Origin of the sequence: Aliamphritea hakodatensis (assembly GCF_024347195.1) — a bacterium.
GTDB classification, from domain to species: domain Bacteria; phylum Pseudomonadota; class Gammaproteobacteria; order Pseudomonadales; family Balneatricaceae; genus Amphritea; species Amphritea hakodatensis.
Genome location: NZ_AP025281.1, coordinates 5039687 through 5056789 on the forward strand (window position 1 = coordinate 5039687; position 17103 = coordinate 5056789).

At 50.5% G+C, this 17103-nt stretch carries 14 protein-coding genes, 1 tRNA gene and 3 rRNA genes; 1 reads left to right on the top strand and 17 read right to left on the bottom strand.

What is annotated here, in order from left to right; translation table 11 throughout:
• Positions 1–24: 24 nt before the first annotated feature.
• Positions 25–786 (top strand): substrate-binding periplasmic protein, encoded by a 762-nt coding sequence (locus tag PCI15_RS22875; protein ID WP_271272176.1) that lies wholly within the window; start codon positions 25–27, stop codon positions 784–786.
• Here the strand turns inward: PCI15_RS22875 and PCI15_RS22880 are convergent.
• The 17 genes from PCI15_RS22880 to PCI15_RS22960 form a co-directional block, all read right to left on the bottom strand.
• A complete protein-coding gene (locus PCI15_RS22880) occupies positions 783–1958 on the bottom strand; it encodes a vWA domain-containing protein (protein ID WP_271272177.1) in 1176 nt (391 codons plus the stop codon). The two genes, PCI15_RS22875 and PCI15_RS22880, sit on opposite strands and share 4 nt — an antisense overlap.
• Positions 1959–1963: 5 nt before the next feature.
• Entirely contained in the window at positions 1964–2809 is an 846-nt protein-coding gene (locus tag PCI15_RS22885; protein ID WP_271272178.1) for an AAA family ATPase, read from the bottom strand.
• A 10-nt stretch (positions 2810–2819) separates the two neighbouring features.
• The gene (locus tag PCI15_RS22890; RefSeq protein WP_271272179.1) at positions 2820–3257 is read right to left on the bottom strand and encodes a nucleoside deaminase; all 438 of its coding nucleotides are present in this window, start codon (positions 3255–3257) and stop codon (positions 2820–2822) included.
• 634 nt (positions 3258–3891) lie between these two features.
• Positions 3892–4007: ribosomal RNA gene (rrf, locus tag PCI15_RS22895) — 5S ribosomal RNA — on the bottom strand.
• A 163-nt stretch (positions 4008–4170) separates the two neighbouring features.
• A 23S ribosomal RNA gene (locus PCI15_RS22900) occupies positions 4171–7060 on the bottom strand.
• Between the two features lie 267 nt (positions 7061–7327).
• Positions 7328–7403, bottom strand: a tRNA-Ala gene (locus PCI15_RS22905).
• A 63-nt stretch (positions 7404–7466) separates the two neighbouring features.
• A 16S ribosomal RNA gene (locus PCI15_RS22910) occupies positions 7467–9008 on the bottom strand.
• The 16S, 23S and 5S rRNA genes sit together here with 1 tRNA gene alongside, the layout of an rRNA operon.
• Positions 9009–9641: 633 nt before the next feature.
• Entirely contained in the window at positions 9642–10442 is an 801-nt protein-coding gene (gene tatC, locus PCI15_RS22915; protein ID WP_271272180.1) for a twin-arginine translocase subunit TatC, read from the bottom strand.
• Positions 10429–10806 (bottom strand): Sec-independent protein translocase protein TatB, encoded by a 378-nt coding sequence (gene tatB / locus PCI15_RS22920; protein WP_271272181.1) that lies wholly within the window; start codon positions 10804–10806, stop codon positions 10429–10431. The genes tatC and tatB overlap by 14 nt, the downstream gene beginning before the upstream one ends.
• Positions 10807–10820: 14 nt before the next feature.
• Complete coding sequence (gene tatA / locus PCI15_RS22925) at positions 10821–11066, bottom strand: Sec-independent protein translocase subunit TatA (RefSeq protein WP_205657058.1); 246 nt, start codon at positions 11064–11066, stop codon at positions 10821–10823.
• Positions 11067–11079: 13 nt separating this feature from the next.
• A complete protein-coding gene (locus PCI15_RS22930) occupies positions 11080–11415 on the bottom strand; it encodes a histidine triad nucleotide-binding protein (protein WP_271272182.1) in 336 nt (111 codons plus the stop codon).
• Positions 11408–11749: a phosphoribosyl-ATP diphosphatase gene (locus tag PCI15_RS22935; protein ID WP_271272183.1), complete on the bottom strand. Its 342-nt coding sequence runs from the start codon at positions 11747–11749 to the stop codon at positions 11408–11410. The genes PCI15_RS22930 and PCI15_RS22935 overlap by 8 nt, the downstream gene beginning before the upstream one ends.
• Positions 11750–11758: 9 nt before the next feature.
• Positions 11759–12178: a phosphoribosyl-AMP cyclohydrolase gene (hisI, locus tag PCI15_RS22940; protein ID WP_271272184.1), complete on the bottom strand. Its 420-nt coding sequence runs from the start codon at positions 12176–12178 to the stop codon at positions 11759–11761.
• Between the two features lie 77 nt (positions 12179–12255).
• Positions 12256–13884: a ubiquinone biosynthesis regulatory protein kinase UbiB gene (ubiB, locus tag PCI15_RS22945; protein ID WP_271272185.1), complete on the bottom strand. Its 1629-nt coding sequence runs from the start codon at positions 13882–13884 to the stop codon at positions 12256–12258.
• Between the two features lie 92 nt (positions 13885–13976).
• Positions 13977–15530: a GGDEF domain-containing protein gene (locus tag PCI15_RS22950; RefSeq protein ID WP_271272186.1), complete on the bottom strand. Its 1554-nt coding sequence runs from the start codon at positions 15528–15530 to the stop codon at positions 13977–13979.
• A 155-nt stretch (positions 15531–15685) separates the two neighbouring features.
• Positions 15686–16354: a thiol:disulfide interchange protein DsbA/DsbL gene (locus PCI15_RS22955; RefSeq protein WP_271272187.1), complete on the bottom strand. Its 669-nt coding sequence runs from the start codon at positions 16352–16354 to the stop codon at positions 15686–15688.
• 108 nt (positions 16355–16462) lie between these two features.
• Entirely contained in the window at positions 16463–17065 is a 603-nt protein-coding gene (locus PCI15_RS22960; protein WP_271272188.1) for a c-type cytochrome, read from the bottom strand.
• Positions 17066–17103 lie beyond the last annotated feature (38 nt).

Here is a 17103-nt window from a genome sequence, read left to right on the forward strand (position 1 = left end):
CATTACCCGACCTTCAGGGGAAGTATGATGCGCGTTGCTGTTCCGTTGTATATTCGCTCCCTGATGCTGCTTGTCAGCCTGTTATTCAGCCCTGTCAGCCTTGCTCAGCCACCGGCAATGACAATTGCCTACGCCGAATATAAACCCTACAGTTTTACCGATAACGGACAGGTACGTGGCATCGAAGTGGACGTGCTTACCGAGGCTCTCAGCACCCGAATGCAGATACCGCTGCAACACCGCGTACTCCCCTGGAAACGGGTACAGACCTATGTCAGAACCGGTGAAATTGATGCTTATGTTGCCGTTGCCACCCCTGAACGGCTCAGTTACGCCAGCGCCAGCCAGGAAGCCGTCACCTTTGGCAGCGTTTCAGTGTTTATGAACACAACTGATTCCCGTCTGGAAACAGCTGAAACCCTGACGCTGGAAGAGCTCAAACCTTACCGGATCGGCATAACTGCCGGGAGTGGCTGGGCAAAACGTAATCTGAACAAACATTTTATTCAGCCGGCCTATTCAACCTCATCACTGGCCGACATGCTGAAGATGAACCGCATCGATATGATTGTCGAAAACCCGTATATCTTCAGTTACCACCTTAAGCAGTTTGCCGAGGATGACTTCACCTTCAGAGAAATTCCCGTTGCCGGTCAGCAACTCTCCTTATTGCTACTCATCAGTAAAACTTCGGCCTTCGCTGATATTCTGCCGGCATTTAATGCCACCCTCCGCGCCATGAAAGCAGACGGCACCCTTGACAGCATTCACGCCCGCTACCGTTAACGGGCCAGATGCGCAATAGCGGCCTCCAGCCCTGCCAGCGTCAGCGGAAACATATGTCCGTCCAACTGCTGACTGATCATCTGAGTACTGCGGGTATATTGCCAGTAATCTTCCCGGGCCGGATTCAGCCACACAGCTTTATCCCAGACATCAAGTATCCGCTGCAGCCAAACCTGTCCGGCTTCCTCATTCATATGCTCCACACTGCCGTACCGCTCCAGCAGTTCGTACGGTGACATAGCGGCATCACCGACAAAGATCACCCGATAATCCTTCCCATACGTCCGCAGCACGTCAACAGTCGGCACTGTTTCCTTAAATCGTCGCTGATTATCCTTCCAGAGCTTTTCATACACACAGTTGTGAAAGTAATAGTACTCAAGGTGCTTGAACTCGCTGCGCACCGCTGAAAAAAGCTGTTCACAGATGCGGATATAAGGATCCATGGAACCGCCAACATCAAGAAACAGCAGTACTTTTGCAGCATTGTGCCGCTCCGGTACCAGTTTAATATCCAGCAGACCGGCGTTATTTGCTGTACTGCGAATGGTATCAGGCAAATCAAGTTCTTCTGCTGCACCTTCCCGGGCAAAACGGCGTAGTTTGCGCAACGCCACCTGAATATTGCGGATTCCCAGTGTCTGCGAGTCATCCAGGTTCCGAAACTCCCGTTTTTCCCAGATTTTAACCGCGCTTTTATGCCGGCTTTCACCGCCTATCCGGATACCTTCAGGATTATAGCCACTGTGCCCGTACGGTGACGTACCGCCGGTACCGATCCACTTATTACCGCCGGCATGCCGGCTCTGCTGTTCATTCAGCCGTTGCTGCAATGTCTCCAGCAATGTATCCAGACCACCAAGCGCTTCAATCTGCTGTTTTTCGGCATCGGTCAGATGCTTTAAGAACTCCGCCCGTAACCAGTCCTCAGGCAACGCAGTCTCTGGAAACAACGCCACCTGTTCCAGCCCCTGAAAATAGGCGCCAAAAGCCTGATCAAAGCGGTCAAAATACTTTTCATCCTTCACCAGACACAGACGGGCCAGCAGATAAAAATCGTCCAGGCTGGCAAAGGCGACTTTCTTCTGTAAGGCTTCCAGCAGAACCAGTAATTCATTCAGGCTAACCGGTACCCGTGCTGTTCGCAGAGCAAAGAAAAAATTTATTAGCATGGTTATCAGCCCTGCTGGCGGCGGGACATAAACGCCAGACGTTCCAGCATATGCACATCCTGCTCATTTTTGAGCAAGGCTCCGTGTAACGGCGGAATCGCTTTACTGCTATCCCGGCTGTGCAGCGTTTCAGCTGAAAGCTTGTCCGCCATCAGCAGCTTCAGCCAGTCAATCAGCTCCGAAGTAGAAGGTTTCTTCTTTAACCCGTTAACATTACGGACCTGAAAAAACACCTCCAGCGCGTCCTGCACCAGTTGCTTTTCAAGATCAGGAAAGTGTACCTGTACGATCTGCTGCATCGTCTCAGCATCAGGGAACTGAATGTAATGAAAGAAACAACGGCGTAAAAACGCATCCGGCAATTCTTTTTCATTATTCGAGGTAATAATGATCACCGGCCGGTGACAGGCCACAATTTCTTCACCGGTTTCGTACACACTGAATTCCATCTTATCCAGTTCAACCAGTAAATCGTTGGGAAACTCGATATCAGCCTTATCAATTTCATCAATTAACAGGACCACCTGCTCGTCGGCCTCAAATGCCTGCCAGAGCATCCCTTTCTTTATATAGTTACGTATCTCATGAACCCGCTCATCGCCCAGTTGAGAGTCTCTGAGGCGGGATACAGCATCATATTCATATAAGCCCTGCTGGGCTTTAGTCGTCGACTTGATATGCCAGCGTAATAACCGCATCCCCAGGCCGGCAGCAACCTCTTCTGCCAGCATGGTTTTACCTGTACCCGGCTCCCCTTTCACCAGCAACGGCCGCTGCAGGGTAATGGCTGCATTCACCGCCATCTGCAAGTCAGCGGTGGCTACATATTTTTCAGTGCCTTCAAATCCCATAACCGGCTCCTCACTCACCGATGTCTTCATTCCAGAGCTCAGGTTTAGCTGCGATGAAATCCTGCATCAACTGATAACATTCCTGATCATCCACCAGGGTAAGTTCAACACCGCGGGAACGCACATACTCTTCTGGCCCCTTAAACGTCCGGTTTTCCCCGACCACAACCTTTGGAATACCGTACAGCAGTACGGTACCGCTGCACATATCGCAGGGAGAAAGCGTAGAGTAGAGGGTGGCACGCTTATAATCAGCAGCCTTTAACCGGCCGGCGTTTTCAAAGCAGTCCATTTCAGCATGTAATACACAGCTTCCCTTCTGAACCCGCTGGTTATGACCACGGGCCACAATTTCACCGTCTATTACCAGCACTGAGCCGATCGGAATGCCACCTTCCGCCAGCCCCTGTTTAGCCTCATCAATGGCCGCCTGTAGGAACTTATCCATATACTTGCCTCATTCTGATTCAATTATTCACTGAGCATACCGAACACTCTCACTCTAAGACAATCAGAGCCTAGTACAAATACGCACATATCAACCTGCTACAACCTGGCGGCCTATGTCTTAAAGAAAGTCTGAAGAAAGTCTTAAGGAGAGTTATAAAGAGAGTCTTTATCAGGTGACTGGCGATGGAAGCACTTTCTGCAGACGAAAAAATCTGCTACAGCGTAGCAGCCAGTGTTCTTAAAGAGAGTCTTAATCAGGTGCCTGGCGGTGGAAGCCTTTCCTGCAGACGAAAAAAAAACCCTGCTACAAAGTAGCAGCCAGTGTTCTTAAAGAGAGTCTTAATTAGGTGCGTGCGATGGAAGCACTTTCTGCAGACGAAAAAAAAACCGCTACAGCGTAGCGGGTTTTCTTAATTAGGTGCTTGGCGATGGAAGTCCCAGAGCCAGAGGCTCTGATCGTAAAACCGGGCCAACGCTGTGCGTCGTCTCATTCCGGTTTTACCCTACTCTACATGGGACATGAACGCGCAAGCGCGCCTCTTTATTTACTTCCCCATGCGAGCACTGGATTATCAAACTCGTAACATGAAAAAACCCCAGCCGCTTCGCGACTGGGGTTTCTCATATTAGGTGCTTGGCGATGACCTACTCTCACATGGGGAAGCCCCACACTACCATCGGCGCTAAGACGTTTCACTTCCGAGTTCGGTAAGGGATCGGGTGGTTCCATCTCGCTATGGTCGCCAAGCAAAAAAAGGTAACAATCTAAATCCTGTGTGCCTTATTCAGGCCGAGTCTTAAATAAGATGTACAAACTCTAATCCGTCTCGCTTTTCAGCAAGCTCTTCAATGTATCTTCAGTTCTTGATCATGTTGCAGTCTTCTCTGCAACCAAACGCTTTTGGCGTTATATGGTCAAGCCTCACGAGCAATTAGTACTGGTTAGCTCAACGCCTCACAACGCTTACACACCCAGCCTATCAACGTCCTGGTCTTGAACGGCTCTTCAGGGGACTCAAGGTCCCAGTGAGATCTCATCTTGAAGGGGGCTTCCCGCTTAGATGCTTTCAGCGGTTATCCTGTCCGAACATAGCTACCGGGCAATGCCATTGGCATGACAACCCGAACACCAGAGGTTCGTTCACTCCGGTCCTCTCGTACTAGGAGCAACTCTTCTCAAATCTCAAACGTCCACGGCAGATAGGGACCGAACTGTCTCACGACGTTCTAAACCCAGCTCGCGTACCACTTTAAATGGCGAACAGCCATACCCTTGGGACCGGCTTCAGCCCCAGGATGTGATGAGCCGACATCGAGGTGCCAAACACCGCCGTCGATGTGAACTCTTGGGCGGTATCAGCCTGTTATCCCCGGAGTACCTTTTATCCGTTGAGCGATGGCCCTTCCATACAGAACCACCGGATCACTAAGACCTACTTTCGTACCTGCTCGACGTGTCTGTCTCGCAGTCAAGCGCGCTTATGCCTTTATACTCGATGCATGATTTCCGACCATGCTGAGCGCACCTTCGTACTCCTCCGTTACTCTTTGGGAGGAGACCGCCCCAGTCAAACTACCCACCACACAATGTCCGCGATCCCGATAAGGGACCTGCGTTAGAACCTCAATAGTACCAGGCTGGTATTTCAAGATTGGCTCCACTCGAACTGGCGTCCAAGTTTCAAAGCCTCCCAGCTATCCTACACAAGTAATATCAAAGTCCACTGCGAAGCTATAGTAAAGGTTCACGGGGTCTTTCCGTCTAGCCGCGGATATACGGCATCTTAACCGCAATTTCAATTTCACTGAGTCTCGGGTGGAGACAGTGTGGCCATCGTTACGCCATTCGTGCAGGTCGGAACTTACCCGACAAGGAATTTCGCTACCTTAGGACCGTTATAGTTACGGCCGCCGTTTACTTGGGCTTCGATCAAGAGCTTCGCCGAAGCTAACCCCATCAATTAACCTTCAAGCACCGGGCAGGCGTCACACCCTATACGTCCACTTTCGTGTTTGCAGAGTGCTGTGTTTTTAATAAACAGTCGCAGCCACCTAGTATCTTCGACCCCCAACAGCTTAGAGAGCAAGTCTCATCACCGTCAGGGGCGTACCTTCTCCCGAAGTTACGGTACCATTTTGCCTAGTTCCTTCACCCGAGTTCTCTCAAGCGCCTTGGTATTCTCTACCTGACCACCTGTGTCGGTTTGGGGTACGATTTCTTGTTATCTGAAGCTTAGAAGTTTTTCCTGGAAGCATGGCATCAACCACTTCGTCCAAAAGAGGACTCGTCATCAACTCTCAGCCTTAGGGAACCGGATTTTCCTAATCCCCCAGCCTACAGCCTTAAACACGGACAACCAACGCCGTGATGGCCTAGCCTTCTCCGTCACTCCATCGCAATAACAAGAAGTACAGGAATATTAACCTGTTTCCCATCGACTACGCCTTTCGGCCTCGCCTTAGGGGTCGACTCACCCTACCCTGATTAGCATTGGATAGGAACCCTTGGTCTTCCGGCGGGGAGGTTTTTCACCCCCCTTATCGTTACTCATGTCAGCATTCGCACTTCTGATACCTCCAGGATGCCTTACAGCTTTCCCTTCAACGGCTTACAGAACGCTCCTCTACCACGCAGACAAGCTGCGTCCGTAGCTTCGGTGTATGGTTTGAGCCCCGTTATATCTTCCGCGCAGGCCGACTCGACTAGTGAGCTATTACGCTTTCTTTAAAGGGTGGCTGCTTCTAAGCCAACCTCCTAGCTGTCTAAGCCTTCCCACATCGTTTCCCACTTAACCATAACTTTGGGACCTTAGCTGACGGTCTGGGTTGTTTCCCTTTCCACGACGGACGTTAGCACCCGCCGTGTGTCTCCCATAATTGCACTCTACGGTATTCGGAGTTTGCATCGGGTTGGTAAGTCGGGATGACCCCCTAGCCGAAACAGTGCTCTACCCCCGTAGGTGAGATATGAGGCGCTACCTAAATAGCTTTCGAGGAGAACCAGCTATCTCCGAGCTTGATTAGCCTTTCACTCCGATCCACAAGTCATCCGCTGGCTTTTCAACGACAGTCGGTTCGGTCCTCCAGTTGATGTTACTCAACCTTCAACCTGCCCATGGATAGATCGCTCGGTTTCGGGTCTAATCCCAGCAACTATACGCCCTATTAAGACTCGGTTTCCCTACGGCTCCCCTAAACGGTTAACCTTGCTACTGAAATTAAGTCGCTGACCCATTATACAAAAGGTACGCAGTCACAGAACAAGTCTGCTCCCACTGCTTGTACGTACACGGTTTCAGGTTCTATTTCACTCCCCTCACAGGGGTTCTTTTCGCCTTTCCCTCACGGTACTGGTTCACTATCGGTCAGTCAGGAGTATTTAGCCTTGGAGGATGGTCCCCCCATATTCAAACAGGATATCACGTGTCCCGTCTTACTCGATTTCACTGCGTATAAGTTTTCGTATACGGGGCTATCACCCACTACGGCCGCACTTTCCAGAGCGTTCTACTAACTACAACACAGCTTAAGGGCTGGTCCCCGTTCGCTCGCCGCTACTAGGGGAATCTCGGTTGATTTCTTTTCCTCCGGGTACTTAGATGTTTCAGTTCCCCGGGTTCGCCTCTCTAAAGCTATGTATTCACTTAAGAGATACCCAGCTTATACTGGGTGGGTTTCCCCATTCGGAAATGTTTGGATCAAAGTCTGTTTACCGACTCCCCAAACCTTATCGCAGGTTACCACGTCCTTCATCGCCTCTGACTGCCAAGGCATCCACCGTGCACGCTTAGTCACTTGACCATATAACCCAAAAGGGTCTGATTCAAAGTAACTGATAAAACTTCATAGCCAACTGTTAAACAGTTAACGCTGAAGTAACGATACATTTACGCCGGATTAGCGCTTGTACATTTGTCTTACTTAATTCTCGTTTTTACAGGATTTAAATTGTTAAAGAGCGTTTTGTCTAAAAAGACAAAAGGTAATCAACAAACCCGAAGGGTTATTCATTAGCTTTTGTGTTCTCAACAAAGCATTTAAGTACTGACCGTTCTTCGGGGTGAAGAATGGTGGAGCTATGCGGGATCGAACCGCAGACCTCCTGCGTGCAAAGCAGGCGCTCTCCCAGCTGAGCTATAGCCCCAGTACTTACTCTACAACTGATCAGATAATTCGTGTGAACGCTTGCTAAGAATCCGCTATCGTTTAAGGAGGTGATCCAGCCCCAGGTTCCCCTAGGGCTACCTTGTTACGACTTCACCCCAGTCATGAACCACACCGTGGTAACCGCCCTCCCGAAGGTTAAGCTAGCTACTTCTGGTGCAATCCACTCCCATGGTGTGACGGGCGGTGTGTACAAGGCCCGGGAACGTATTCACCGTGACATTCTGATTCACGATTACTAGCGATTCCGACTTCATGGAGTCGAGTTGCAGACTCCAATCCGGACTACGACCGGTTTTGTGAGATTAGCTCCCCCTCGCAGGATTGCAGCCCTCTGTACCGGCCATTGTAGCACGTGTGTAGCCCTACTCGTAAGGGCCATGATGACTTGACGTCGTCCCCACCTTCCTCCGGTTTGTCACCGGCAGTCTCCTTAGAGTTCCCACCCGAAGTGCTGGCAAATAAGGACAAGGGTTGCGCTCGTTACGGGACTTAACCCAACATTTCACAACACGAGCTGACGACAGCCATGCAGCACCTGTCACTGCGTTCCCGAAGGCACATCAGAATCTCTTCCGACTTCGCAGGATTTCAAGAGTAGGTAAGGTTCTTCGCGTTGCGTCGAATTAAACCACATGCTCCACCGCTTGTGCGGGCCCCCGTCAATTCATTTGAGTTTTAACCTTGCGGCCGTACTCCCCAGGCGGTCTACTTAGTGCGTTAGCTGCGCCACTAAGACATCAAGTGTCCCAACGGCTAGTAGACATCGTTTACGGCGTGGACTACCAGGGTATCTAATCCTGTTTGCTCCCCACGCTTTCGCACCTCAGCGTCAGTATCAGACCAGGTGGTCGCCTTCGCCACTGGTGTTCCTTCCTATATCTACGCATTTCACCGCTACACAGGAAATTCCACCACCCTCTTCTGTACTCTAGTTATCCAGTATCAGGTGCAGTTCCCAGGTTGAGCCCGGGGCTTTCACATCTGACTTAAATAACCGCCTACGCGCGCTTTACGCCCAGTAATTCCGATTAACGCTCGGACCCTCCGTATTACCGCGGCTGCTGGCACGGAGTTAGCCGGTCCTTCTTCTGCAGTTAACGTCACAGTATGCACGTATTAAGTACACACCTTTCCTCACTGCTGAAAGTGCTTTACAACCCTAAGGCCTTCTTCACACACGCGGCATGGCTGCATCAGGCTTGCGCCCATTGTGCAATATTCCCCACTGCTGCCTCCCGTAGGAGTCTGGGCCGTGTCTCAGTCCCAGTGTGGCTGATCATCCTCTCAGACCAGCTACGGATCGTCGCCTTGGTAGGCCATTACCCCACCAACTAGCTAATCCGACGCAGACTCATCTGATAGCGCAAGGCCCGAAGGTCCCCTGCTTTCCCCCGTAGGGCGTATGCGGTATTAATCCAAATTTCTCTGGGCTATCCCCCACTACCAGGCAGATTTCTACGCGTTACTCACCCGTCCGCCGCTCGTCAGCAAAGTAGCAAGCTACTCTCTGTTACCGCTCGACTTGCATGTGTTAAGCCTGCCGCCAGCGTTCAATCTGAGCCATGATCAAACTCTTCAGTTTAATTTTTTCGACACCGGAATTTGGTGTCTTAAATCTAGCTCAAAGTTACACTAACTTTCATAAAAACATCTTAAATGAATTCACGTGTTTGTCCGAAGACAAAAGTTGCTTACTTTGATAAAGCTTTTGTGCTTCATCTCAACAAGCGCCCACACGAATTATCTGATCAAATTGTTAAAGAGCGTTGCTTAAAACCACTTTCGCAACCGGTGTAACCGTCATTGCTGTCGTCTCAAGCGAGGTGCGTATTCTACTCAACACCCGGTGGAAGTCAACGGTTATTTTCAGAAGATTTTGATTAATTCCGAAGAACTTATCAAAACCGGAAAACACCTTTTTCGTTCCGGTCGAATCAGTTGACTCGCACTTCAAAACATTTTGTTTTTCAGTGCTTTATTCTGACTCTCATTAAGCTTGCTTAGCTGCGTTGCCGCTGCCCTGCGTCTCAATGTGGGGGCGTATTATAGGGACGCTGACCGAAGAGTCAACAGGCTTTTTGCAGAAAGCTGAAATTAATTTTTGCGCTGCAACAAGCACCTGTTCCGGCACAACTTATATAGCTAAACAGCAGGCATAAAAAAACGCAGCCTTCGGCTGCGTTTATATAGGAGGTATAACAGTCAGATACCGTATTCAGGAAGCATTGTTCTCTTCTTCCTGCTGTATAGCGTCGTCCAGGTCTTTATCCTGATCGGCGCTGCCACGGGGAACAATCACAGAAAGCACAATGCCCAGCTCAAACAACAACCACATAGGCAACGCTAACAATGTCTGTGAAATAACGTCCGGTGGTGTCAGCAACATTCCCAGTACAAAACAGCCAACGATCACATATGCCCGCTTGGCACGCAGACTTTGAACGTCACTGATGCCGGCCCATACAATCAGCAGGGTGGCGATCGGAATTTCAAAAACGATACCGAATGCGAAAAAGATCTTCAGTACAAAGTTCAGATAGCTGCTGATATCTGTCATAACCGCGACGTTTTCCGGACCAACGCTGGTAAAGAAACTGAAGATCAGCGGAAAGACCACAAAATACGCAAATGCAACGCCGCAGTAGAACAGCAGTATGCTGGATGCCAGTAACGGAACCGCCAGACGCTTTTCGTGCTTATACAGACCCGGTGCGATAAACCCCCAGATCTGATGCAGAATAAACGGCATTGCGGCAAATATCGCAGCGACCAGCGTCAGCTTGAACGGTGCAAAAAACGGCGAGGTAACATCCGTTGCGATCATGCTGGTGCCTTCCGGCAGTAATCCGGTCAGCGGCTCGGAAATCAGCGTGTAGAGGTCATTCGCAAAATAAAATAGCCCCAGGAATAATACCAGTATCACCAGCAGGGCACGTAGCAGACGCGTACGCAACTCGACCAGGTGAGATACAAAGGTTTGTTCTTGCTCGACTTCCGGCTGGTTAGGATCGATCATTACTGACTGGCTTATCTTCGCTGTTTACAGTCTCAGCCTTTTCCGGCTCTGAGACAGGCATTTTGTCGAGTTCGTCGTGCGCGGCGTTGATCTCTTTCTGTAAATCAACATTGGCCTGATCAAACGGCTGACGCATTTCGTTCAGCTCCTGATCAAGCTCGTCTTTTTGCATAGCAACCTGACGGCGCATTTCATCCAGACGAAGCTCTTCATTAATTTCTGACTGAATACCGCCGATGGTGCGCCGGGCTTTTCCCACCCAGAGGCCAACCGTGCGCGCCGCGACCGGAAGTTTATCCGGGCCAAGCACAACCAGGCCAACCACACCGATAATCAGCAGTTCGGCAAAACCGATATCAAACATTCAGGACTACCTGATTACTTGTCAGACTTGGGTTCTTCAGTTGCTTCTTTTGCTGCCGGCTTATCGCCTTCTGCAAAATCAGCGTCAGCAGGGATCTGCTTCTTCTCTTCTTCAGCGCCACCGTCATTCATCGCTTTCTTAAAGCCTTTAACCGCACCGCCAAGGTCGCCGCCAATGTTGCGCAGTTTTTTAGTACCGAACAGCAGAATGATAATCACCAGTACGATTGCCAGCTGCCAAAGACTAATACCACCTAACATAATTTCTACTCCGTTATTGCATTGCAGGTATATCACCTGCCATCAAATGAAAATGCATGTGCCAGACCTCTTGTCCGCCGCCATGTCCGGTATTGGTTATTGTCCGGAAACCGGCGTCCAGGCCCTGCTGTTTCGCGATTCGGGGAAGGCTGAGCATCAGATGTGCCATCAGTTGCTGATCATCTTTCCCAAGATCATATAAATTTTCAATATGTTTACGGGGAATCACCAACAGGTGCACCGCCGCTTTTGGCTGAATATCCCGGAACGCTATTATCTGTTCGTCCTGATAGACAATTTCAGCCGCCGCTTCGCCTCTGGCGATACGGCAAAAAATACAGTCAGCCATTATCTTTGTTGGGACGACTGGCCTTTTCTTCAAGGCCTGACATATCAAAACGACGTGCCAGTTCGTTTACTACCGCTTCCGGGCGCTCTCCCAGGTGCGATAACGCAACCAGTGAATGGAACCACAAATCGGCCACTTCATAAATGACGTCTTTGTTATCACCGCTGATCTGGGCATCCTTCGCGGCCAGAATTGATTCCGTGGCTTCTTCACCCACTTTTTCCAGAATCTTATTCAGCCCTTTCGCGTGCAGACTGGCTACATATGAAGTATCAGCCGCTGAATTTTTACGTGCTTCTAAGATATCACCTAATTGTGTCAATACTTCGCTCATTGCACAGCCTTATTTGTCATAAATCACGTTCGGATCTTTTAATACCGGTTCAGCGGCAACCCACTCACCGTTTTTCAGGCTCTTATAGAAGCAATGCTCACGGCCGGTGTGACAGGCAATGCCGCCCAGCTGTTCTACCTGCATGAGAATAACATCACTGTCACAGTCCAGACGCAGATCATGCAATTGCTGAACATGGCCGGACTCTTCGCCCTTACGCCACAGTTTCTGACGGGAACGTGACCAGTATATCGCCCGTTGCTCGGTCACCGTCAGTTGCAGCGCCTCTGCATTCATCCAGGCAACCATCAGCACCTTACCGGTTTTATGGTCCTGGGCGATCGCCGGAATCAAACCGTCCTGATTCCACTTGATCTCTTCCAGCCAGCTTGTTTGCTGGCCATTCTGCTCTGCAGCTTGTTCACACATGTTCTACTACCTGTTTACGACAGCCGCCAAGCATACCCCAACAACCAGAGGGGTGCTATCCCTCTGAAAGGGGCATCTCAGCCGCGAATAATCAACGCTAACCCTGCACCGGTAAGCAACCAGCCCAGCGGTGGCAGGTTCGCCACAACAGCCAGCGGCTCCAGCAGCGTTAAACCTGCTCCGGCAAGCATAAGAATACCTAATAGTTTAGGCCAGCAACGCTGTGCCTTACTTGCACGGTTTTCACTGAGCTGCTGTATTTCCCGCTGCCGGTTGGCATCCATTTGCCGAACCTGCTGCAGCGCTTCATAGGTAAGCTGCGGCAACTGCGGCATTTTTTCCAGCCAGTCAGGCGCTTGCTGACGAATGTTTCTCAATACCGCTTTTGGTCCCATCCGCTCTTTCATCCAGCGCTCAAGGAATGGCTGTGCGGTTTGCCAAAGATCCAGATCCGGATAGAGCTGACGCCCCAGCCCTTCAATATTCAGCAGGGTTTTCTGCAATAACACCAGTTGTGGCTGCACTTCCATATTAAAGCGCCGGGCGGTCTGGAAAAGCCCCATCAGCACCAGACCAAAGGAAATGTCTTTCAGCGGTTTTTCAAAAATAGGTTCACAGACACTGCGGATGGCGGTTTCAAAGGCCACCACATTAGTGTCAGGCGGTACCCAGCCGGATTCGATATGCAACTGGGCAACCATCCGGTAATCCCGCTTAAAAAATGCCAGAAAGTTGCGGGCCAGATAGCTCTGGTCTTCGCTGCTCAGCGAGCCGACGATGCCAAAATCGATCGCGATGTACTGTGGGGCAGACGGATTATCCCGGGAGACAAAAATGTTGCCCGGGTGCATATCCGCATGGAAGAAACTGTCACGGAAGACCTGGGTAAAGAAAATCTCCACCCCCTGCTCCGCGAGCTTCTTCATATCTGTATTCTGGGCATTCAGCTGATCAACATCCGCCACCGGAATACCATGGATGCGCTCCATGACCAGCACGTTCTGGCGGGTCAGATCCCAATATATTTCAGGCACATACAGAATTGGTGAGTTTTCAAAATTACGCCGGATCTGGGAGCAGTTCGCGGCTTCTTTGCGCAAGTCCAGCTCGTCAAAGATGGTGTTTTCATAATCCGCCACCACTTCAACCAGCCGCAAGCGTTTGCCCTCGGCCCAGAGACGTTCAATCAGGTGTGCCAGACTGAACAGCAGGTCAACGTCTTTACGGATGATCTTATCGATGCCCGGACGGACAACTTTAACAATGACTTCATCGCCACTGTACAGCAGTGCCTGATGCACCTGCGCCACCGACGCTGAAGCCATCGGCTCGGCAGAAAATTCGGCAAACAGGTTTTCAACATTGTCACCCAGCGCCCGTTCAATAATGCGGCGGGCTTTATCACCACCAAAGGGCGGCACCTGATCCTGCAGACGTTTGAGTTCTAATGCCAGATTATCCGGTAACAGATCCCGGCGGGTTGACAGCATCTGGCCAAATTTAATGAAGATAGGCCCCAGTTCTTCCAGCGCAAGCCGCAACCGCTCACCTTCACTGCGTTTACCGACCGGAATAATGTATCGCCACAGCATCAGCCAGAGGGCCAGACGCACGTACCAGCGCAGGGGAAGATTTTCAAAGAAGGTATCCAGGCGGTATTTAGCAAACACCCGGGCAATTTTAAGCAGTCGCAGTAATTGTCTCACTGAGGGGCCATCAATATTCAGCTACAGAACGGGACGCCATATTGCACCCTAGGCCGGGTAAGGTAAAGCAAAACCCATGAGCCGCGTCAAAGTCAGGCGACTTCGACACGGTTCCGGCCATTTTTCTTCGCTGTATACAGTGCTTTATCCGCCCGGTTGAACAGTGACTCAATACTGTCCGCATCCTCGATTTCTGCGACACCGAACGACATAGTAATCGTGACGGATTTACCGTGGAAATTAAACGGGCTGTTCTCAATGCTGTGACGGATTTTATCCACCGCCTGAGCGGCTTCTGCTGACGTTGTTGAAGGCATCAGAATGACGAATTCCTCACCGCCAAAACGGGTCACAAAGTCCGTTGAACGGCATTTATTGGTCAGGATATTCGCCACCAGACGCAGGACTTTATCTCCCGCCAGATGGCCATAGGTATCATTAACCTTTTTAAAGAAATCCAGATCGCAGACCGCCACGGAGAAAAACTGCTGATAACGCTTCCAGCGCTCAAATTCCGCCGCGATTTTTTCATCATAGGCGGCACGGTTCGGCAGCATAGTCAGCGGGTCGGTCATTGCTTTAGTCCGCTCAGCTTCAATCCGCGCCCGCACCTGCATGCTTTCCGTTTCCATCTGCTGCAGCCGGTCATTCATGGCCACATAGCGTTCTTCCAGAGCCTTTTCACGGGCCTCTTCATGGGAACGGAAATCATCCATGGATTTAACAATGCTTTTCAGCTGCGATGACACCTGCAACTTAAGCTGATTAATATCACTGCTGTCGGTAACCGCCTGATGAATCGCTTTTACGTCGCGACGAATCAGGGTATTCAGCTGATCAGTTTCTTTACCGTTCGCCACTTCATCTTTATGACTCTCGGTCAGGAAGATCTGAACTTCAGATAACTGGGAGTTCAGGTTCACCAGATAGTCTTCAAAATCACTGCTGCTACGGCTGGCAACGCTGACAATCAGCTGGGTCAGATTCTGGAAAATGTCCGATAACCCTTTCAGGCTTACCCCTGAACGGATCTGTTTGATCAGCGCCTTGGCATCCGGCTGATCTGACTTGGGAATATAGAGGCTCTTAATCAGTGTGACCAGTTCCATTTCCACCTGCTTATACAGGTCATTCAACTCATCACTGTCTTGACTCTCCGCTGACGCCGCGGGTACCACAGCCGTATCAACACTCTTCAGCAGAGGCTGCTGCAGTTCTAACAAGTCCTGCATAATGCCCGGCAAGGCAGCCTTACGCTCAACCGCCTGCGGAATCATTTCACCAATATTGTCCAGCTGCGCATTATTCTGGTCCGCCGCCAGATTATCGTTAATCTGCCGCAACCATTCGCGCAAGACCTTCAGTAAATCGCCATCGGTTTTCTGTTGTGCCTGATCTACACCCCGCAGCTCTTTATCAACCGCATCAAGCGCTACCTGATAGCCTTCCTGTTGCTGATTAGCCTTCAGTTCTTCTGTCAGTTGCAGTAAAGCAGTATCCAGCTTAGGCGTTACGCCGGTAAGGTGCACAGCCATTTGCGTCGTCAGACGGCTAAGGGAACGGTCCTCCAGCTGCGCCTGCAACTCGTCCATTTCCAGGGCAAGTTCTTTGTACTTATCTTTCCACTCATTCTGTTTGCTTGACATCCGACTACCTATCAGAACCGATCAGTAGTCGCTATGGTATACCCTCCCCCTGACTGCCGCCAGCGGTTGTCACTCGCTTTGGGAGGCATAAATATAAAAAAACCCCGCACCGGGCGGGGTTTAAATAAGCGTTTGAAACAGCAGCAGCGATGCGTTTAACCGCCCTGCGCTGTACGTTCCTTTTCGACCAGGTATTCAGCCACTTTCAACATGTTGGCATGGCTACCGGCGGTACCCGTTGTAATACGGTATTTGCCGTTCACAATCAGTGTCGGAACACCTTCAATACCGTAGCCGGCCAGCTTGGATGCACCGATATTGAGTTTCATGTTCGTTGCAAATGAATCATACATTTTCTTGAACTTCTCAGGGTCAACACCGAGGCCGGCATAAAATTCCGCCAGATCATCAGCATTTCTGAAACGGCGACGCTCCTGGTGGATACCGTTAAAGGTCGCCTGGTGTGTTTTATCCAGCGTCTTCAGTAATTCAGAAGAATAGTAAGCGCGGGCCATTGGCTCCCATGAGCGGCTGAATACAACCGGGATACGGACAAAATTCACATCAGCAGGCTGACGCTCGACCCATGGTTCAAGAATCGGCTCAAAGTTATTACAGTGCGGACACAGATACCCAAAGGCCTCAACAACTTCGATACGCTTAGCATCCGTTGTTTTCACCGGGGCATCCAGTTTCTGGTAATGCACACCTTCCGTAAATTCTGCGGCAAACGAAATTAACGGGCTGGCCGTCAACAGCATTACGGCACAGATTTTCTTCCACATGATCAACTCTCCAAGTAACGCCGTGAAAGGCATAAACATTTATCTTCGTTTCTGGGACTCAGATAACATTCCCAAGTTCCCCTGTAGCACAAAAAAAGGTAGCCGAAGCTACCTTTAATTTCATTCAGACTGTTACCGGCCCGAGGCTCAGTGCAGACCCTGAATGTAGCTGGAAACCGCTTTGATTTCGTCTTCGCTCAGCTTAGATGCGATATCCTGCATCATGCCGGAAGGATCGTTAGTACGGGCACCGCTGGCAAACGCTTTCAGCTGCTTAGCAGTGTAATCTGCGTGCTGACCACCGATCTGCGGGAAGCCTGCAGACGCGTTACCGCTGCCAGTTGGCAGGTGACATGCTGTACAGGCTGCAACACCTTTGTCCTGAACACCGGCACGGTAAATGTCACGGCCAGCATCAACCAGCTCAGGAGAGGCACTGCCTACCTGTACGCCTTTTGAAGCGAAGAACGCTGCGATGTCTTCCATATCCTGATCGCTCAGGTTGGTCAGCATGCCGGTCATTTCAACAACCGGACGGGTACCCGCCTTAATGTCCTGCATCTGCTTCAGCAGGTAGCGCTCATTCTGGCCAGCCAGTTTTGGGAAATTGGCAACGGCACTGTTACCGTCAGCACCGTGACAAGCGGCACATACTGCAGTTTTGGCTTGGCCTGCAGCAGCATCACCTGCTGCCTGTGCAACACCTGTGATACCCACACTTACCAGTAAGGCGATCAGTAGTTTATTCATCAACCTAGACTCTTGCTATTATTTGCTAACGGCGTCCG